Here is a 17,873-nt window from a genome sequence, read left to right as displayed (position 1 = left end):
GGCGCTGGACAGCCTGGCCGCCGCGCCGGAGCGGCCCTCGGGCACCAGCGTCCTCTATGTCTCGCCGCTCAAGGCGCTGGCCGTCGACGTGGAACGCAACCTGCGCACCCCGCTGGCCGGGCTGACCCGGCTGGCCGAGCGTCGCGGCATGCCCGCACCCAACATCAGCGTGGGCGTCCGGTCCGGCGACACCCCGCCGGCGCTGCGTCGCCAGCTCATCGCTCACCCGCCGGACGTGCTGATCACCACACCCGAGTCCCTGTTTTTGATGCTGACGTCGGCGGCGCGCGAAACCCTGACCGGGGTGCGCACCGTCATCGTCGACGAGATCCACGCCATCGCGGCCTCCAAGCGGGGTGCGCATCTGGCGTTGTCCTTGGAACGCCTCGATGCCTTGTCCGTGGAGCGGCCCGCGCCTTGAGCGGCGAGACATAGAGGACGCTGGTGCCCGAGGGCCGCTCCGGCGCGGCGGCCAGGCTGTCCAGCGCCCAGAGGAAGGCCGCAAGCGTCTTACCCGAACCCGTCGGCGCGATGACCAACGTGTTGTCCCCGGCGGCGATGGCCGACCACGCGCTAGCCTGCGCGGTGGTGGGCGCGGGGAACGTGCTGGCGAACCAGTCGCGGGTGACCGCGCTGAATCGGGCCAGCGCGTCGATGGGGGTGGAGCTCACCCTTCCATGGTGCCAAGGGGCACCGACAACTTACTGTTGCGGGACGACCCGGGCGGTGGCCATCGCGTGCGCCAGCTCTTCGGGGATCTCCGGCACGCGGCCTATCGAGTCGAGCAGCGTGTGGGCGCAGGCGTCGGCGAGCCGGTCGGCGTCGGTGGTCGGGTCCATGATGCGCTGCCGACAGATCTCGAAGGTGAACGCCAGCCAGCCATGGATGATGACCCGTAGATAACGCTCGACCTCCGCCTCCAGCGGAGTGGAGTCCGGGATGCCGCCCACGACCTCGCCGATGCGAGTCATGATGTGTTCCATCTGGCGGTTCTTGGCCTCGTCGTCGATGCCGAGCAGGACCGGATCCGACCGGCCCAAGCCGACGTAGGCCGCCCACGCCGCTTCCGGGTTCTGCTGGTGGTAGGCCATGTAGGCCAGCACGCCGGTGCGGATTTCCTCGAACATGGTCAGACCTGGAGGTGGCTGCACGTTGGTGGCTTCGTACAGCCGGTCAGCCTCGTCCTTGACGACCGCGGCGAAGAACGCCCGCTTGTCGGGGAAGTAGTGGTACATCAACGCGCGCGACACACCGGCCCGCTCGGCGATCTCGTCGATACGCACCTCGTCGTAGGGACGCTTACCGAAAACTTCGGCCCCCAGAGCGAGCAATTCCGCCCGCCGGTCCTCCGGGGATAAGCGTCTCCTGGCCGTCGCCATAAGCAGAGATACTACTCATGCAACATTTGTGCTCCGCTAGACCGGATCGTCGCCCGGCCACCGGGCCGCCTAGTGGCGTGAGCCGTCCGCGGCGAGCAGCGCCCGACCGCCTACTCCAACGCTGTGACCTGCACCGCAAGCGTTTGTAGCGGCTAATTGTGGGGTACAGATGCTAAGCGGCCTCCAATTGGTGTAACTAAAGCGGTAGCCGACGCGACGTAGCTAACGATCGATCAAGCTGAGCGAAGCGGGATTATGAGGGGGCTTCCGATGCAGGAAGTACATGCGCGGTTGCATGGGGATCGCCTGGGACGAGCGGACCGGGACGTGCACTCGGCCGTGCGGTTCGCCGCATTCGCGACGGTCGCGGCCGTTGGTTTCCTCGTCATGGCCGCGCTGTGGGTGAGCACCTGTCCTGGTACCAGCGTGGACACCGTGGCCTGCGGGGCCCCGCAGCGGACCATGCTCGCGTTCGGCGCACCCCTAATTCTGCTGGCCGGCGGCTTGTGGGCCTTCCTGCGCACCTACCGGGTGTGGCGTGACGAAGGCACCTGGTGGGGTTGGCACGGTGCGGGGTGGTTTCTGTTCACCCTGATGGTGCTGACGGTGTCCATGGGGGTCCCGCCGATCGCCGGACCGGTGCTGGCGCTGTAAACGATTAGTTCCTCCTGGCCCTCCCCAACCGGACGGGTGCGGCCTACCGTTGATGTATCGCCTGGTGACTGGGCGGATTCGCGGAAGGAGGAGCCATGGGGGATACCTTTCGAGACCCCGTCGACCACTTACGGACGACGCGGCCGCTCGCCGGTGAATCGCTCATCGACGTGTTGCACTGGCCCGGTTACCTTCTGGTCGTGAGCGGTGTCATCGGCGGCGTCGGATCCCTGGCCGCCTTCGGCAGCGGGCACCACGCCGAGGGGATGACCGCCGGTGTGGCGGCCATCGTCGTCGCGATCTGCGGCCTGGTGTGGTTGGCCATCGAACATCGGCGGATCCGCCGGATCGCTGACCGGTGGTACGCCGAGCATCCCGAGGTGTGCAGACAGCGCCTCTGCAGCTGACCGGACGACCCGCAAGACACGCGAAATTGCGTCGTAGACCACAAATTCTCGTGGTTTTACCTTCAACGGCGTCTGGGTATCAGGTGTAGACCATGATGAGTACCGGCACATTTGCGTCAGCGTGGTTGCCCCATCATGGGGTTGAAAATCACGAATGCACCGACACCAATCCCTATGGCGACCCTGATCGGCGGCATCGGCGTTCCGTCGGCCACTACCCGGTAGTGGTCGCGCGACGCGATGGTGCCGGTCCCGTGTGCCTCACCGGTAACTGGTTAGATAGCCGATGGCGATCATGAGCAACCGGCTAGAACCCCAGACTCAGGACGGGGCCCCAGGCAGTATTCAGGGTGGGGCCTCGGCCAGTGGTGGCGTCGGTCAAACATTGCCGGGAGGCCACATGACCGATGCGGATCTACGCACAGAGGGGCGCCAACGCGGTGCTCGCGCCGTCGAGATGAGCGTTGCCGCGCGTCTGGAGAACTTGGCGATGCTGCGCACCCTGGTGGGTGCCATAGGTACTTTTGAGGACCTCGACTTCGACGCCGTTGCAGACCTGCGGCTGGCGGTCGACGAGGTGTGCACTCGGCTGATCCGCTCGGCCACGCCGGACGCCACGCTGCGGTTGGTGGTCGATCCCCGAGTCGACGAGCTTGTGGTGGAAGCTTCCGCGGCCTGCGATACTCACGACGTGGTCGCGCCGGGCAGTTTCAGCTGGCATGTCCTGACTTCGTTGGCCGACGACGTCAAGACATTCCACGACGGGCGCCAACCGGACGCGGCCGGCAGTGTCTTCGGTATCTCGTTGACCGCGCGACGGGCGGCGCCTGGCAGGTGACAACACCTTCCGCCGGCGGTTCCAATTCGCGACCGAACGAATACGCCGATGTCCCCGACATGTTCCGTGAGCTGGCGGGCTTGCCCACCGACTCACTGGAATTCCAACGCCACCGCGACAAGATCGTCGAGCGCTGCCTGCCGTTGGCCGACCACATTGCGCGGCGGTTCGAAGGCCGCGGTGAACCGCGCGACGACCTGATCCAGGTCGCGCGGGTAGGGCTGGTCAACGCGGTTGTCCGCTTCGACGTCGAAACCGGTTCGGATTTCGTGTCGTTCGCGGTGCCGACCATCATGGGCGAGGTCCGGCGCCACTTCCGCGACAACAGCTGGTCGGTCAAGGTGCCTCGGCGCCTCAAAGAGCTGCACTTGCGGCTGGGCACCGCCACCGCCGACCTGTCACAGCGGCTGGGCCGCGCGCCCACCGCGACCGAACTCGCCGCGGAACTCGGGATGGACCGCGGCGAGGTCGTCGAAGGGCTGGTGGCGGGCAGCTCCTACAACACGCTGTCCATCGACAGCGGGGGCGGCAGCGAAGACGACGACGCCCGTGCCATCGCGGACACCTTGGGCGACGTCGACTCCGGGCTGGACCAGATCGAGAACCGAGAGGCGCTTCGCCCTCTGCTCGAGGCGCTGCCCGAGCGGGAACGCACCGTGCTGATCTTGCGGTTCTTCGAGTCGATGACGCAGACGCAGATCGCCGAGCGGGTCGGCATCTCCCAGATGCACGTATCCCGTCTGCTGGCTAAGTCGTTAACACGGCTCCGGGATCAACTGCAGTAGGCCCGGCTCGGCCTCCGCGGCGTCGTTGATCGACTCGGCGATCGGCAGGGCTCCGTCCGGGTCGCAGACCCGCAGCAACCGCGACACCTCGCGGCTGGGCACCATCGCCCAGTGCGCGTTGGCCGCCGAGCACACCACGTTGATTCGGTGCAGGGCGGAAAACCCAGCTGTGCCAATGAAATCCACGCCGCGCAGGTCCAACACGATGTGCTTGCAGAACTTCGCGCAGTGCTGGACGTAATCGGCGAATTGGTCGGCGTTGGCGGCGTCGAGCTCACCGTTGGCGGTGATGACACCGGCCGAAGGGCCCCACTGGGCGGAAAAATCTGCGGTACCGCTACGAAGGCGGGAGTGGTTCACAGATGACATTTGTTGGCTCCATCAGCAGAAGAACGTTCGTACTGTGGATCACGCCAAGCGTGCAAAGAGCCGTTGAAAATTGGGGAGCCCGCCTCCCCGATCGACCCAGAACAATTACAGGACGTATTCCGGACGGCTGTGAACTCAACCTGTTCTGCACCCTACTCGCCATGGGCGACAGTCGACAACGTCTCCAATCCGATTCACAGTTTCCTCAGCCGGAGACGCGTCGGCCTACTTGATCTCGGCGAGCACGGTCCCTTGCGTGATGGCGGCGCCGGGTTCCACGGCCAGCCCGGTGATGACGCCGTCCTTGTGGGCGGTGACCGGGTTCTCCATCTTCATCGCCTCAAGGACGACCACCAGATCACCCGCGGCGACCTCCTGACCTTCCTCGACCGCGACCTTGACCACGGTGCCCTGCATGGGTGCGGTGACCGCGTCACCGGAGGCCGCCGCGCCGGCATTGCCACCTCGCTTGCGCGGCTTGGGCTTACGGCGGATGACACCCACCGCGTCGGGCGCGCCGTTGGCCAACGCCAGGTCGCCGGGGAGGGACACCTCGATGCGCCGGCCGTCGACCTCGACGACCACCTTCTGGCGGGGCCGCGACTCTTCCTCGTCGAGGGGTTCACCGCCGGTGAACGGCTCGACGGTGTTGTTCCACTCGGTTTCGATCCAGCGGGTGTGTACCGAGAAGCTGTTGCCGTCGCCGATGAAGGCGGGGTCGGACACCACGGCCCGGTGGAATGGGATGACGGTGGCCAGCCCTTCGACGTGGAACTCGTCGAGAGCGCGGCGGGAGCGGGCCAGGGCCTCTTCACGGGTGGCGCCGTAGACGATCAGCTTGGACAGCATCGAGTCGAACTGGCCGCCGATGACCGAACCCGCCTCGACCCCGGAGTCCAGCCGGACCCCGGGCCCGGTCGGGATGTCGTAGCGGGTCACCGGGCCGGGTGCAGGCAGGAAGCCGCGACCGGCGTCCTCGCCGTTGATCCGGAATTCGATGGCATGCCCGCGCGGGGTCGGATCCTCGCTGAGGTCGAGCTTCTCGCCATTGGCGATCTTGAACTGCTGCAACACCAGATCGATCCCGGCGGTCTCCTCGGTGACCGGGTGCTCGACCTGCAGACGGGTGTTGACCTCCAAGAAGGAGATCAACCCGTCCTGGCCGACCAGGTATTCGACGGTGCCGGCGCCGTAGTAGTGCGCCTCCTTGCAGATCCGCTTGGCGGACTCGTGGATCTCCTTGCGCTGCGCGTCGGTGAGGAACGGGGCCGGCGCTTCCTCGACCAGCTTCTGGAAGCGGCGCTGCAGGGAGCAGTCGCGGGTCCCGGCGACGATGACGTTGCCGTGCTGGTCGGCGATGACCTGCGCCTCGACGTGGCGTGGCTTGTCCAGATAGCGCTCGACGAAGCATTCGCCGCGGCCGAAGGCGGCGACCGCCTCGCGGACGGCCGACTCGTACAACTCGGGGATCTCCTCGATGGTGCGGGCGACCTTCATGCCCTTACCGCCGCCGCCGAAGGCCGCCTTGATGGCGACCGGCACGCCGTACTCACGGGCGAAGGCCACCACCTCGTCGGCGTCCTTGACCGGGTCGGGGGTGCCGGGCACCAGCGGCGCCTGCGCGCGGGCGGCGATGTGGCGGGCGGTGACCTTGTCGCCGAGGTCGCGGATCGACTGCGGGCTCGGCCCGATCCAGATCAGCCCGGCGTCGATGACCGCCTGGGCGAAATCGGCGTTCTCCGACAAGAACCCGTAGCCGGGGTGAATCGCGTTGGCGCCGGACTTGGCTGCCGCGTCGAGGAGCTTGCCGAAGTCCAGGTAGGACTCCGCGGAGGTCTGCCCACCCAGCGCGAAGGCCTCGTCGGCCAGTTTTACGTGGGGAGCGTCGGCGTCGGGTTCGGCGTAGACCGCCACGCTAGCCAGCCCGGCATCGCGGGCCGCCCGGATCACCCGGACTGCAATTTCGCCGCGATTGGCGACGAGCACCTTGGAGATCCTGGAGCTGGCGTGACTAGCCACTGCGCCTCCTGTATGGCATATCTGCGGGCGGTCGTTTCGCTGATTCTCTAAGAGAATTTCTTACAACGATGTCGAAGTCTAAGCGCCGCGCCGTAAGCCGAGTTAGGCGGTGTCCCCCAAAGTCATCCGGCGTCGCGTAGCCGCCGCTTGATACGCGTCAGCATCGCCGACATTCCGCGCAGCCGCAGCGGGCTGATCAACGCGGCCAGCCCCAGTTCGGTGTAGAAATCGTCCGGCACCGCCAGGATGTCGGCGGCGGGCTGTTCGTCGAGCCCGGTCGCCAGGATCGAGGCGAACCCACGGGTGGTCGGCGCCTCGGCCGGGGCGCTGAAATACAACCGGACCCGCTCCGGGTCGTCGGCGTCGACATGCAGGAACAGCGGGGATTGGCATTCGGGTACGGGCTCCATGGCCGCCTCGGCCAAGTCGGCGGGCAGCGGCGGTAACTCGTCGGCGAATTCCAGCAGCAACCGCAGCTTGTCCTGACCTTGCACTTCGGCGAAGTCGGACACCACCTCGGCCAACGGGGCGGGCAGACTCATGGCACAGCAGTCATCGAGCGGGCACTTCTCCGGGGCTCTCGCCGGTCACGATCGGCACTCGCACGGTGTTGCCCCACTCGGTCCAGGAGCCGTCGTAATTGCGCACGCCGGGCTTGCCGAGCAGGTGGGTGAGCACGAACCAGGTATGGCTGGACCGTTCCCCGATACGGCAGTAGACGATGGTCTTGTCGTCCGGGGAGACGAACCCGTAGAGCTCCTCGAGTTCCTCGCGGGTGCGGAACCGGCCGCTGTCGTCGGCGGCCTTGGCCCACGGGATGGATCGCGCGGTCGGAATGTGGCCGCCGCGCAGCGCCCCCTCTTCGGGGTAGTCGGGCATGTGGGTGCGTTTCCCGGTGTATTCGTCCGGGGAGCGCACGTCGATGAGCGGGCCACTGCCCAGCGCCTCGAGCACGTCGTCTTTGAACGCCCGGATCGGTGCGTCGTTGCGTTGCACCACCGGGTAACCCGTTGACGTCTTGGTCGGAACCTCGAGTGTGGTCTCCCGGCCTTCGGCGAGCCACAAGTCGCGGCCGCCGTTGAGCAGTCGCACGTCCGGGTGGCCGAACAAGGTGAAGACCCACAACGCGTAGGCCGCCCACCAGTTGTTCTTGTCGCCGTAGATCACCACGGTGTCCTCGCGGGCGATGCCCTTGCTGTTCATCAGCTCGGCGAACTGCTCGCCGTTGATGTAGTCGCGTACCCGGGGATCGTTGAGGTCGGTATGCCAGTCGATCTTGACGGCGCCGGGGATGTGACCGACGTCGTAGAGCAGGACGTCTTCGTCGGATTCGACGATCGCCAGCCCGGGCGCGCCCATGTTGGCAGACAGCCAGTCCGCCGTCACGAGCCGCTCGGGGTGGGCGTAACCCAGCAGGGTGGGGCTTGGATCAGGAGGCAACGGCACGTTGCCAGCCTACTCACCGCTGCCGACGAGGTTTTAGCTCAGTGCTTGCGCACCACTCCTTCCGGCTCGCCCGGCTTCCACACGATGATGTCGAGGTGGCCGTCGCGCAGGACGACCGCCGATGCCGCAGTGATCTCTGCCCCGAACAGCGCGAAGTACTGCCCGCGCAGGTCGAAGCCGGTGTCTTCGAACAGCTCGGTGGCGAAGCGGTGCCGCAGCATGTCGTCGGTGCAGTCCTCGGCGCGGCCCCACAGTTTTGCGTCACCATCACTGACCTGGGTGTCGACGGTGGCGGTGTGCAGGCAGAATCGCGGGTCCCGGTCCAGGTCGGCGAATTTGGTGGTGCCCGGCATGCCGGGCAGCCACAGCCGGTCGTCGAAGAACCGGGGCTCCATCGGGCTGATCCGGGGGAACCCGTCGGAGCGCAGGGTGGCCAGTAGGCATAGGTTGCTGGTGGCCCGGTGGCGACGGGTGAAGACGGCGGCGATCTGCGGGGCTGCAGCGGCGAATCCGGTCCAGGTGCTGAGCATGGGTCAGACGGGGTTGGCGGCCCACAGTGCGGCCAGCGACAGCCCGGCGCGGTGCAGCAGCGACCGGGTCACTGGCAGTCCGATGCCCACCACCGAGGACGGATCGCCATCGACGCGGTCGATGAACCAGCCGCCCAGCCCGTCGAGGGTGAATCCTCCTGCCACCCGCAGTGACTCGCCGGTGCCCAGGTAGGCCTCCAGGTCGGCTGTCGACGGCGTGCCGAAATGAACTGTGGTGCTTACTGTTTCGCCGGTCTGGTAGACGATTCGGTTGTCCGTCATACGGATGAGGCAGTGGCCGGTGAGTAGTTGGCCGGCGCGACCGGCCATGTTCAGCCAGAGCTGACGGGCTTCGGCCACGGTCTGCGGCTTGCCGCACAGGCGTCCGTTGATCAGCAGCATCGAGTCGCACGCGATCACCACGCAATCGGCGGCCACGATGCTTTGCGGCCCGACCAGCATGGTGGTCACCTGCTCGGCTTTGGCGCGGGCCAGCGCGGCGACCACGTCGGCGGGGCCGAGTTTCGGCCCGAGGGCGGTCATCACCGCGGCTTCGTCGATGCCGGACACCATCACCAGCGGATCGATGCCCGCTTGACGAAGCACCTTGAGCCGCCCAGGGGAGGCGGACCCGAGCACCAGCCGGGTCATCGGCGCATGTGGACCATTTCTTGCAGCGTGATCCTCTGCCAGCTGAAGACCGGGTACCGCAGCTTGTCGACCGGAAGGCCCCAGCGAGTGGGTTCCGGCGTGGGCGGCTGCGGTGGGCTGCCCATGCTGCCGAGCACCGCGATGAGCGCGGCGAGCTCGGCGTCGGTGGGCTGTCCACGCAGCACGTGAATGTGCGGCTCGGGTGGCTGCGGCTGCTCGGTCACCTCGGTCATAGCTGAATCGTTCGTCTCGTTCCCGTCACTCGCTGTGCTCGTTCCGCTCACTCGACTCACAGCGGTATGTTCCCATGCTTCTTCGGCGGCACCTGAGCGATCTTGCGTTCCAGCAGCCGCAGGGAGGTACCGATGTAACCCCGGGTGTACGACGGCGGGATCACCGCGTCGACGTATCCACGTTCGGCAGCGATATACGGGTTGACCAGGGTGTCCTCGTACTCCTGCTGCAACTGCAGGCGCAGCGCGTCGACGTCTTCGCCGGCTTCGGCCGCTTCCTTCAGTTTCTGCCGGTAGACGAAGCCGACGGCCCCGGAGGCGCCCATCACCGCGATCTGGGCCGTCGGCCAGGCCAGGTTGACGTCGCAACCCATGTCTTTGGAACCCATGACGCAGTACGCGCCGCCGTAGGCCTTGCGGGTGATGACGGTGATCTTCGGGACGGTGGCCTCGCCGTAGGCGTACAGCAGCTTGGCGCCGCGCCGGATGATGCCGTTGTATTCCTGTCCGGTGCCCGGCAGGAAGCCCGGGACGTCGACCAGCATGACGATCGGGATGTTGAAGCAGTCGCAGGTTCGCACGAAGCGCGCGGCCTTCTCCGAGGCGTTGATGTCCAAGCAGCCGGCAAAGTGGGTCGGCTGGTTGGCCACGATGCCGACCGGCCGGCCGTCGATGCGCCCGAAGCCGACCACGATGTTCTGGGCGTAGCCGGCCTGGATTTCGAGGAACTCGTCCTCGTCGAGGATGCGGGTGATCACCTCGTGCATGTCGTAGGGCTGGTTCGGTGAGTCCGGGATCAGCGTGTCGAGTTCGAGGTCCTCGTCGGTGAGGTTCTCCTCGATCGGGCCGGCCGGCACCGGGGCGGGCTCGCGCGGCGCGTCGGTGAAGTTGTTGGGCGGCAGGTAGCTGAGCAGCTCGCGCACCCAGTCGAAGGCGTCCTGCTCGCCGGAGGCGACGTAGTGCAGTGTGCCGGACTTGGCCATGTGGGTGTGGGCGCCGCCGAGTTCCTCCATGGTCACGTCTTCACCGGTGACGGTCTTGATGACGTCGGGGCCGGTGATGAACATCTGGCTGGTCTGGTCGACCATCACGACGAAGTCGGTCAGCGCGGGGGAGTAGACGTGCCCACCGGCGGCCGCCCCCATGATCAGCGAAATCTGCGGGATGACGCCGGAGGCCAGGATGTTGTTGCGGAAGATCCGGCTGTACAGGCCCAGCGAGACGACGCCCTCTTGGATGCGGGCACCGGCGCCGTCGTTGATGCCGATCAGCGGGCGACCCGTCTTGATCGCCAGGTCCTGTACCTTGACGATCTTTTCGCCGTAGACCTCACCCAGGCTGCCCCCGAACACGGTGGCGTCCTGACTGAAGATGCACACGTCGCGCCCGTCGATGGTGCCGTAGCCGGTGACCACACCGTCGCCGACTGGGCGGTTCTTCTCCAACCCGAAGTTGGTGCTGCGGTGCTTGGCCAGGGCGTCGAGTTCGACGAAAGAACCCTCGTCCAGTAGCGCGTAGATCCGTTCCCGCGCGGTCAGCTTGCCTTTGGCGTGGACCTTGTCGACGGCGGCCTCGCCGACCGGGTGCAACGACTCTTCCCGGCGCTTGTGCAGCTCCGCCAGCTTGCCGGCGGTGGTGTGAATGTCGATGGTGTGCTCGCTCGCAGGTTCTGCGGAATGAGCCGAGCGGTCGGTAACGCTTGTCATGGGAGTCGATGGTATCGGCAGTCGCATTGTCAGTCGGTTCCCGCCACCACCGACGCCGCTACGCGTCTTAGTCTGGGGCGGTGACGGACCGCGAAAAGCTCAGGCCGCCGCTGGACGCCGACGCGTTGCGCGCGGAGATCACCGGCGCGACGTCGTTCTGGCGCCAACTCGACGTCGTGGAGCAAACCGGTTCCACCAACGCCGACCTGCTGGCGCGGGCGGCCGGGGGGGCCGATATCGACGGGTCGGTGCTCATCGCCGAGCACCAGACCGCCGGCCGGGGCCGGCACGGGCGCGGTTGGTCGGCCGCCCCGCGGGCGCAGGTCACGCTGTCGGTCGGGGTGCGGGTGGCCGACGTCCCGCCCGCCGGCTGGGGCTGGCTGACGCTGGCTGCGGGCCTGGCAGTGGTCGACGCGGTGGCCACCGAAACCACCGTGGAGGCGGGCCTGAAGTGGCCCAACGACGTGCTCGCCGGGGGCGGCAAGCTGGCCGGCATCCTCGCCGAGGTCACGCAGCCCTTCGCGGTGATCGGGATCGGGCTCAACGTCACCCAAGCGCCGGAGGAGGTGGCCGGTGGCGGAGCCACCTCGCTGCTGGACCAAGGCGTCGCCACGCCCGATCGCGAGCTGCTGGTCCGGCGGTTGCTGCGCGAGCTCGCCGAACGGATCACCGGCTGGCGGCGCGCCGGCGGGGCCGACGCGCAGTTGATGGCCGACTACCGGGCGCGCAGCTTGACCATCGGCTCCCAAGTGCGTGTCGAACTGCCCGGGGGGCGCCGAATTGTCGGCATCGCCCGCGACATCGACGACCAGGGTCGACTGCGCTTGGAGACCGGGCTCGACGACGCCGGCAAACCACCCGAGACCGTCGTGATTTCCGCTGGCGACGTGGTGCACGTGCGATAGCTTCCCCTGATGAGCTATCCGGACAATGCCCTGGCCGCGGGCGAACAGGTGGTGCTGCATCGGCACCCGCACTGGAAGCGCCTGATCTGGCCGGTCCTGGTGCTGATCCTGGTGACCGCCCTGGCGGCGACCGGCTCGGGTTTCGTCAACTCGACGCCCTGGCAGCAACTGGCCAAGAACATCATCTACGGCGTCGTCTGGGGAATCTGGCTGGTGATCGTCGGCTGGCTGACGCTGTGGCCGTTCCTGACGTGGCTGACCACACACTTCGTGGTCACCAACCGGCGGGTGATGTACCGGCAAGGGGTGCTGACCCGCAGCGGCATCGACATCCCGCTGGCCCGCATCAACAGCGTGGAGTTCCGGGACCGGATCTTTGAGCGCATTTTCCGGACCGGGACGCTCATCATCGAGTCGGCGTCACAAGATCCGCTGCAGTTCCACAACATCCCGCGCCTGCGTGAGGTGCACGCGCTGCTGTATCACGAAGTCTTCGACACCTTGGGGACCGAGGAGTCGCCCAGCTGAGTGAGCCGGCCGGCCTTGGTGCGGTTGCGCCAGACCCGCAGCAGTGTGACGTTCCCGCCCTCGAGCTCGTCTTCGAAGACTTCGGCGATACCGCCCGCGGTGAGCGCAGATTCCAGCGCCTTGTCGGGACTGCGGGCGAACTCGTCGGGAAACACCCAGCGCCGGAAAGCCCAGAAGCGAAACGCCATCTGCAGCAAGTTCCCGATGATGTAGGCCGAGATGAAGTCGGCAATGTTCTCCCACGTCAGCGACACCATGGGCACGCGCAGCTCCAGGATGTAGCTGGAGATCCACAGCGGCGCCATGCTCAGCAGCACCCCGACGCCGCTGAAGGCGAAGAACAGCAGCGCTTCGTGATGGCGTTCGCGCCCGCCGCGGTCCCGGAAACTCCACTCCCGGTTGAGCACGTAGGAGGCGATGACGGCGACGATCCCCGCGATCACCTTCGCCGTAACCGGCTTGGGTTCGAGAATTGTCAGCTTGAGCGTGTAGAAAATTGCCGAGTCGATGATGAAAGTGGTGCCGCCGACGATCGCGAATTTGATTAATTCGTGGTGGCGTTCCGCGACCGGCTGCATGACCTTGGGCAGGCGCGCAATTGTGGCATCGGCAAAGGACACACGCGGCAGTCTACGGTCGCACACGAAAGCGGTGCAAAATAATACATAACGATTTGGTTCCGCAGCCGCTAAACACGCCGGTCAGACGCCATGACACCATAATGGCCGTGCCGAGTCCCCGCACCCCCGTTGTCGCCATGGTCGGCGGCGGTCAGCTGGCCCGAATGACCCACCAGGCCGCGATCGCGCTGGGCCAGAACCTGCGCGTGTTGGCCACTGCGCCCGACGAGCCGGCGGCCCAGGTCACCCCCAACGTGGTGATCGGGTCCCACACCGAGCTGGATGACCTGCGCAAGGTGGCAACCGGGGCGAACGTGTTGACCTTCGACCACGAACACGTCCCGACCGAGCTGCTCGAGAAGCTGGTCGCCGAGGGCGTCAACGTGGCCCCGCCGCCGCAGGCGCTGGTCCACGCCCAGGACAAGCTGGTGATGCGCCAACGGCTGGACGCGCTCGGCGCTCCGGTGCCCCGCTACACCGGAATCCACACCCTCGACGAACTCGCCGAGCTGGACAAGTTCGCGGCCGGTCTGGACGCGGCCGAGCTGGTGGTCAAGGCGGTGCGCGGCGGTTACGACGGGCGCGGCGTGCGCATGGCCCGAGACCTTGTCGAGGCCCGCGACATCGCCCGCGAATACCTGACCGGCGGTGTGCCGGTGCTGGTCGAGGAGCGGGTGCGGCTGCGCCGGGAGGTGTCCGCACTGGTGGCGCGCTCACCCTTCGGGCAGGGCGCGGCCTGGCCGGTGGTGGAGACCGTGCAGCGCGACGGCATCTGTGTGCTGGTCATCGCGCCGGCACCCGACCTGGGTGGCGACGCGGCGGCGGACGCCCAACGGCTCGCGCTGCGGTTGGCCGCCGAACTCGGCGTCGTCGGCGTACTCGCCGTCGAACTGTTCGAGACGGTCGACGGCACGCTGCTGATCAACGAATTGGCGATGCGCCCGCACAACTCCGGGCACTGGACCATGGACGGAGCGAAGACCAGCCAGTTCGAGCAGCATTTGCGCGCGGTCCTGGACTACCCGTTGGGCGACACCGAAGCCACCGTGCCGGTCACGGTGATGGCTAACGTCCTCGGCGCCGCGGAGCCGCCGGCCATGTCGGTCGACGAGCGGTTGCACCACCTGTTCGCGCGGATGCCTGACGCCCGGGTGCACCTGTACGGCAAGGCGGAGCGGCCCGGGCGCAAGGTCGGGCATATCAACTTTCTCGGCACCAACACCGCCGGGCTGGCGCAGCTGCGGGAACGCGCTGAGTTGGCGGCCCACTGGTTGGCCCACGGGCAGTGGGCGGACGGCTGGGACCCGCACGCACACCCGAACGATGAGGAGGAGCAGCGCACATGACCCCGCAGCCCCGGGTCGGGGTGATCATGGGCAGCGACAGCGACTGGTCGGTGATGGCCGACGCCGCCGCGGCGCTGGCCGAATTCGACATCCCGGCCGAGGTGCGGGTGGTCTCGGCACATCGGACGCCGGAGGTGATGTTCGACTACGCCCGCACCGCGGCAGACCGCGGGCTCGAGGTGATCATCGCCGGGGCCGGCGGTGCCGCGCACCTGCCCGGAATGGTCGCGTCGGCCACGCCGCTGCCGGTTATCGGGGTCCCGGTCCCGCTGGCCCGCCTCGACGGCCTGGACTCGTTGCTGTCGATCGTGCAGATGCCGGCCGGTGTCCCGGTGGCCACGGTGTCCATCGGCGGCGCCCGCAACGCCGGCTTGCTCGCCGTGCGCATCCTGGCATCGTGCGACCCCGCACTGCGCGCCCGCATCGTCGAGTTCCAGGACCAGCTGGCCGAGAGCGTGCGGGCCAAGGATGCGGCGCTGCGCGATCTTCAGGGTAAAGTTACTGGCTAGTAGCCTTGCGATGACGGGCCGAGCACCGGCCCGAGGAACAACGGCGTCGCAGGCAGAGGGCAAGGAGGCTCGTGATGGCCAGTTGGGCCGGAAACCCGTCGTTTGATCTGTTTCACTTACCCGAAGAACACCAGGAGTTGCGGGCCGCCATCCGCGCGCTGGCGGAAAAGGAGATCGCTCCGCACGCCGCCGACGTGGACGAGAATTCCCGCTTCCCGCAGGAAGCGCTGGACGCGCTGAATGCCAACGGGTTCAACGCCGTACACGTCCCCGAGGAGTACGGCGGCCAGGGCGCGGACTCGGTGGCGGCGTGCATCGTCATCGAGGAGGTGGCTCGCGTCGACGCCTCGGCGTCCCTGATCCCGGCGGTCAACAAGCTGGGCACCATGGGCTTGATCCTGCGCGGCTCCGACGAGCTCAAGAAGCAAGTGCTTCCGCAGATCGCCGACGGCACCGCGATGGCCTCCTACGCGCTCAGTGAGCGCGAGGCAGGCAGCGACGCCGCGTCCATGCGGACCCGGGCCAAGGCCGACGGCGACGACTGGATCCTCAACGGCGCCAAGTGCTGGATCACTAACGGCGGCAAGTCGGACTGGTACACGGTGATGGCCGTGACCGATCCGGACAAGGGCGCCAACGGGATCTCGGCGTTCATGGTGCACAGTGACGACGAGGGCTTCACCGTCGGCCCCAAGGAGAAGAAGCTCGGTATCAAGGGCTCGCCCACCACCGAGCTGTACTTCGAGAATTGCCGCATCCCGGGCGACCGCATCATCGGCGACCCGGGGCAGGGTTTCAAAACGGCGCTGGCCACCCTTGACCACACCCGTCCGACCATCGGCGCCCAGGCGGTCGGCATCGCCCAGGGCGCGGTGGACGCCGCGATCGCCTACACCAAGGAACGCAAGCAGTTCGGCCGCCCGGTCAGCGACAACCAGGGCGTGCAGTTCATGCTCGCCGACATGGCGATGAAGGTGGAGGCCGCGCGGCTGATGGTCTACTCTGCGGCCGCCCGCGCCGAGCGTGGCGAGGGCAACCTCGGGTTCATTTCGGCGGCGTCGAAGTGCCTTGCCTCCGATGTGGCTATGGAGGTGACCACCGACGCCGTGCAGCTGTTCGGCGGGTACGGCTACACCCAGGACTTCCCGGTCGAGCGCATGATGCGCGACGCCAAGATCACCCAGATCTACGAGGGCACCAATCAGATCCAGCGGGTGGTGATGAGCCGCGCGCTGCTGCGCTGACCCGGCGATGCCGGCGCCGGCTCCAGCGGGCGTGAACGCGGCGTATCTGCGCGTAAACGCCAGCTGCACCGAATAGGATGCACCCTTGCAACCCAGCGCACGCTATCGGGCGGCCGGCGGGGCTGCGAAGGTCGAGCGCGGCAGTTCGCCGCGCGCCCACTATTGTCGGTCTTCGTCCTACTCGAGCAGACGGGTGTCACCACGGCCAGGGGGTATCACTTGAAGGACGTTGGCTGCCGTGCGCGCGCCGCATGACCCCGAACTGACGCCGGGACTCGCCCCGGGCCTGGATTCGACGCCGCATTGGCAATCCCTTTCGCTGCTGCTGGTCGAAGACGACCGCGGTGACGCGGTGCTGGTGGAAGACCTGATCGCGGACGCGGTCGCCGACATCGAGGTGGTGTGGGCACAGTCGATGGCGCATGCCGAACGCGAATTGGCTTCGTCGCGTCCCGACTGTGTGCTGCTGGATCTCAATCTGCCCGACGCCAACGGGATCGACGCCTTGAACCGCATTCTGAAAAGCGATGCGACCGTTCCGATCGTCGTGCTGACCGGACTCAACGACGAGTACTTCGGTGCCTCGGCGGTGGCGGCAGGTGCCCAGGACTACCTGGTCAAAGGTCGCGTCGAGCCGGAGATGCTGCGTCGGGCGTTGTTGTATGCGATCGAGCGCAAACGGGCCGAGCTCATCGCCGCCGACTTGCGCGCCACTCAACTGCGCGCGCGGGAGAACGCTCTGCTGGAACGCGGGCTGTTGCCCTCGCCGATCTTGCTCGACCGCCCCGGCGTGGACATCGTCACCCGTTACCGGCCCAGCCGCGAGAACGCGTTGCTGTGCGGTGACTTCTACGACGTGGTCCAGCTGCCGGACGGAGTCGTGCACGTGCTGATCGGTGACGTCGCCGGGCACGGCCCCGACGAGGCAGCCCTGGGCGCCGCATTGCGGATCGCGTGGCGCACGCTCACCTTCGCCGGCATTCACGGGGTCGACCTGATGCGCCAACTCGAGCGGGTCCTGCACGCCGAACGCACCGACACCGGGGTGTTCGCGACGGTGCTCAGCCTGGCGATCCAGCCTGACAGCGAGCGACTCACCGCCATCCGCGCCGGCCATCCCGGCATGCTGTGGCAGCGCCCGGACACGGTGGAGTGGATCGAGCCGCCGGGGGGTCCGGCGCTGGGACTCCGGTTCAACGACTGGCCGCAGGTCGAGCTGGAGCTGCCCGTCGGTCACGGCCTGCTGCTGCTCACCGACGGGCTGTTCGAAGGGTATTCGGGCCGCGGCATCGAACGCCTCGGCGAGGACGGGCTGCTGGCGCTGGCGCGGTCCCACGTCAACCTGCCCGGGCCCGCGTTCGTCGACGCGCTGATCGACGGCGCACAGCAACGCGCGCAGTCCCGCGGCGGGCTCACCGACGACATCGCGGTGGTGCGCGTCGAACGCGCGCTGGAGATCTCCTGATGGCGCACGCGCCGCTGCGCGGGGCTCAGCTCACCGTGCGCGGGCTGAATGTCGTCGCGGAGCTGGTGCGACAACGCGTCGCTGCGGTGCAGCAGTAACGCACCGGCGACCGCGCCGGCCAGCACCACCACGCCCATGACCGACAGCACCAGGGCTTGCCAGCCGCGCACGGTGAGCTGAGCCCCGCGCAGCGGCGCGTGCGCCATCAGGAGATCTCCAGCGCGCGTTCGACGCGCACC

General features: G+C 67.5%; 20 protein-coding genes and 2 pseudogenes. 11 read left to right on the top strand and 11 right to left on the bottom strand.

Translation table 11 applies throughout. From position 1 onward, the window contains the following. A pseudogene (locus tag A9W95_RS00105) lies at positions 1-415 on the top strand (DEAD/DEAH box helicase); the annotation flags it as partial. Here the strand turns inward: A9W95_RS00105 and A9W95_RS25800 are convergent. Both A9W95_RS25800 and A9W95_RS00100 read right to left on the bottom strand, forming a co-directional pair. Then, the gene (locus A9W95_RS25800) at positions 315-671 is read right to left on the bottom strand and encodes a DEAD/DEAH box helicase (RefSeq protein ID WP_371327997.1); all 357 of its coding nucleotides are present in this window, start codon (positions 669-671) and stop codon (positions 315-317) included. The pseudogene A9W95_RS00105 and the gene A9W95_RS25800 overlap by 101 nt on opposite strands. Positions 672-701: 30 nt before the next feature. Further along, on the bottom strand, positions 702-1,379 hold the full coding sequence (locus A9W95_RS00100; protein WP_067408505.1) for a TetR/AcrR family transcriptional regulator: 678 nt from the start codon (positions 1,377-1,379) through the stop codon (positions 702-704). A gap of 270 nt (positions 1,380-1,649) precedes the next feature. On the opposite strand from A9W95_RS00100, the gene A9W95_RS00095 reads away from it, so the two are divergent. From A9W95_RS00095 to A9W95_RS00080, 4 genes are all read left to right on the top strand, one after another. Beyond that, positions 1,650-2,033, top strand: a complete 384-nt coding sequence (locus A9W95_RS00095; protein WP_067408509.1) for a hypothetical protein — start codon at positions 1,650-1,652, stop codon at positions 2,031-2,033. 95 nt (positions 2,034-2,128) lie between these two features. After that, positions 2,129-2,440 (top strand): protein UsfY, encoded by a 312-nt coding sequence (usfY, locus tag A9W95_RS00090; RefSeq protein WP_067408503.1) that lies wholly within the window; start codon positions 2,129-2,131, stop codon positions 2,438-2,440. Between the two features lie 400 nt (positions 2,441-2,840). Continuing rightward, positions 2,841-3,278 (top strand): anti-sigma factor, encoded by a 438-nt coding sequence (locus A9W95_RS00085; protein WP_067408501.1) that lies wholly within the window; start codon positions 2,841-2,843, stop codon positions 3,276-3,278. Next, positions 3,275-4,063, top strand: a complete 789-nt coding sequence (locus tag A9W95_RS00080; protein WP_067408499.1) for an RNA polymerase sigma factor SigF — start codon at positions 3,275-3,277, stop codon at positions 4,061-4,063. Before A9W95_RS00085 ends, A9W95_RS00080 begins: the two co-directional genes overlap by 4 nt. Here A9W95_RS00080 and A9W95_RS00075 read toward each other — a convergent pair. The 8 genes and pseudogenes from A9W95_RS00075 to A9W95_RS00040 form a co-directional block, all read right to left on the bottom strand. Next, a complete protein-coding gene (locus A9W95_RS00075) occupies positions 4,034-4,432 on the bottom strand; it encodes an STAS domain-containing protein (RefSeq protein WP_067408497.1) in 399 nt (132 codons plus the stop codon). The genes A9W95_RS00080 and A9W95_RS00075 overlap by 30 nt on opposite strands. 225 nt (positions 4,433-4,657) lie before the next feature. Next, positions 4,658-6,451 carry an acetyl/propionyl/methylcrotonyl-CoA carboxylase subunit alpha gene (locus A9W95_RS00070; protein ID WP_067408494.1) on the bottom strand — a complete coding sequence of 598 codons (1,794 nt, stop codon included), beginning with the start codon at positions 6,449-6,451 and terminating at the stop codon, positions 4,658-4,660. A 122-nt stretch (positions 6,452-6,573) separates the two neighbouring features. Beyond that, entirely contained in the window at positions 6,574-6,993 is a 420-nt protein-coding gene (locus A9W95_RS00065) for a SufE family protein (protein WP_067408492.1), read from the bottom strand. A gap of 10 nt (positions 6,994-7,003) precedes the next feature. After that, positions 7,004-7,897 carry a sulfurtransferase gene (locus A9W95_RS00060; protein ID WP_067408490.1) on the bottom strand — a complete coding sequence of 298 codons (894 nt, stop codon included), beginning with the start codon at positions 7,895-7,897 and terminating at the stop codon, positions 7,004-7,006. 38 nt (positions 7,898-7,935) lie between these two features. After that, on the bottom strand, positions 7,936-8,427 hold the full coding sequence (locus A9W95_RS00055; RefSeq protein WP_067408488.1) for a pyridoxamine 5'-phosphate oxidase family protein: 492 nt from the start codon (positions 8,425-8,427) through the stop codon (positions 7,936-7,938). A gap of 3 nt (positions 8,428-8,430) precedes the next feature. Next, complete coding sequence (locus tag A9W95_RS00050) at positions 8,431-9,078, bottom strand: nucleoside triphosphate pyrophosphatase (RefSeq protein ID WP_067408486.1); 648 nt, start codon at positions 9,076-9,078, stop codon at positions 8,431-8,433. After that, a pseudogene (locus A9W95_RS00045) lies at positions 9,075-9,371 on the bottom strand (acyl-CoA carboxylase subunit epsilon); the annotation flags it as partial. The pseudogene A9W95_RS00045 and the gene A9W95_RS00050, both read right to left, overlap by 4 nt. Then, positions 9,368-11,017, bottom strand: coding sequence for an acyl-CoA carboxylase subunit beta (locus A9W95_RS00040; RefSeq protein WP_067408482.1), 1,650 nt, complete (start codon positions 11,015-11,017; stop codon positions 9,368-9,370). The pseudogene A9W95_RS00045 and the gene A9W95_RS00040, both read right to left, overlap by 4 nt. Before the next feature lie 80 nt (positions 11,018-11,097). Between A9W95_RS00040 and A9W95_RS00035 the strand changes: the two genes are divergently transcribed. Both A9W95_RS00035 and A9W95_RS00030 read left to right on the top strand, forming a co-directional pair. Then, positions 11,098-11,922 carry a biotin--[acetyl-CoA-carboxylase] ligase gene (locus A9W95_RS00035; RefSeq protein ID WP_067408480.1) on the top strand — a complete coding sequence of 275 codons (825 nt, stop codon included), beginning with the start codon at positions 11,098-11,100 and terminating at the stop codon, positions 11,920-11,922. Between the two features lie 9 nt (positions 11,923-11,931). Continuing rightward, positions 11,932-12,450, top strand: coding sequence for a PH domain-containing protein (locus tag A9W95_RS00030; RefSeq protein ID WP_067408478.1), 519 nt, complete (start codon positions 11,932-11,934; stop codon positions 12,448-12,450). Here A9W95_RS00030 and A9W95_RS00025 read toward each other — a convergent pair. Then, positions 12,405-13,070, bottom strand: a complete 666-nt coding sequence (locus A9W95_RS00025) for a GtrA family protein (protein WP_067408476.1) — start codon at positions 13,068-13,070, stop codon at positions 12,405-12,407. The two genes, A9W95_RS00030 and A9W95_RS00025, sit on opposite strands and share 46 nt — an antisense overlap. A 98-nt stretch (positions 13,071-13,168) precedes the next feature. Between A9W95_RS00025 and A9W95_RS00020 the strand changes: the two genes are divergently transcribed. The 4 genes from A9W95_RS00020 (at position 13,169) to A9W95_RS00005 (ending at position 17,634) form a co-directional block, all read left to right on the top strand. Further along, a complete protein-coding gene (locus tag A9W95_RS00020) occupies positions 13,169-14,416 on the top strand; it encodes a 5-(carboxyamino)imidazole ribonucleotide synthase (protein ID WP_371327999.1) in 1,248 nt (415 codons plus the stop codon). Continuing rightward, on the top strand, positions 14,413-14,925 hold the full coding sequence (gene purE / locus A9W95_RS00015; protein WP_067408472.1) for a 5-(carboxyamino)imidazole ribonucleotide mutase: 513 nt from the start codon (positions 14,413-14,415) through the stop codon (positions 14,923-14,925). Before A9W95_RS00020 ends, purE begins: the two co-directional genes overlap by 4 nt. Before the next feature lie 74 nt (positions 14,926-14,999). Further along, a complete protein-coding gene (locus A9W95_RS00010) occupies positions 15,000-16,169 on the top strand; it encodes an acyl-CoA dehydrogenase (protein ID WP_067408470.1) in 1,170 nt (389 codons plus the stop codon). A gap of 286 nt (positions 16,170-16,455) precedes the next feature. Beyond that, positions 16,456-17,634, top strand: coding sequence for a PP2C family protein-serine/threonine phosphatase (locus tag A9W95_RS00005; protein WP_371327998.1), 1,179 nt, complete (start codon positions 16,456-16,458; stop codon positions 17,632-17,634). Positions 17,635-17,873 lie beyond the last annotated feature (239 nt).

The organism is Mycobacterium sp. 1423905.2, assembly GCF_001673155.1.
Classification (GTDB): domain Bacteria; phylum Actinomycetota; class Actinomycetes; order Mycobacteriales; family Mycobacteriaceae; genus Mycobacterium.
The sequence above is the reverse complement of the archived record's forward strand: the minus strand, read 5'-3'. Positions and strand labels throughout refer to the sequence as shown.

Bases quoted from the DNA above. Each gene is read 5' to 3' on its own strand.
- A9W95_RS00100 (WP_067408505.1), bottom strand. From the start codon at position 1,379: ATGGCGACGGCCAGGAGACGCTTATCCCCGGAGGACCGGCGGGCGGAA.
- A9W95_RS00095 (WP_067408509.1), top strand. From the start codon at position 1,650: ATGCAGGAAGTACATGCGCGGTTGCATGGGGATCGCCTGGGACGAGCG.
- usfY (WP_067408503.1), top strand. From the start codon at position 2,129: ATGGGGGATACCTTTCGAGACCCCGTCGACCACTTACGGACGACGCGG.
- A9W95_RS00085 (WP_067408501.1), top strand. From the start codon at position 2,841: ATGACCGATGCGGATCTACGCACAGAGGGGCGCCAACGCGGTGCTCGC.
- A9W95_RS00075 (WP_067408497.1), bottom strand. From the start codon at position 4,432: ATGTCATCTGTGAACCACTCCCGCCTTCGTAGCGGTACCGCAGATTTT.
- A9W95_RS00065 (WP_067408492.1), bottom strand. From the start codon at position 6,993: ATGAGTCTGCCCGCCCCGTTGGCCGAGGTGGTGTCCGACTTCGCCGAA.
- A9W95_RS00055 (WP_067408488.1), bottom strand. From the start codon at position 8,427: ATGCTCAGCACCTGGACCGGATTCGCCGCTGCAGCCCCGCAGATCGCC.
- A9W95_RS00050 (WP_067408486.1), bottom strand. From the start codon at position 9,078: ATGACCCGGCTGGTGCTCGGGTCCGCCTCCCCTGGGCGGCTCAAGGTG.
- A9W95_RS00040 (WP_067408482.1), bottom strand. From the start codon at position 11,017: ATGACAAGCGTTACCGACCGCTCGGCTCATTCCGCAGAACCTGCGAGC.
- A9W95_RS00030 (WP_067408478.1), top strand. From the start codon at position 11,932: ATGAGCTATCCGGACAATGCCCTGGCCGCGGGCGAACAGGTGGTGCTG.
- purE (WP_067408472.1), top strand. From the start codon at position 14,413: ATGACCCCGCAGCCCCGGGTCGGGGTGATCATGGGCAGCGACAGCGAC.
- A9W95_RS00010 (WP_067408470.1), top strand. From the start codon at position 15,000: ATGGCCAGTTGGGCCGGAAACCCGTCGTTTGATCTGTTTCACTTACCC.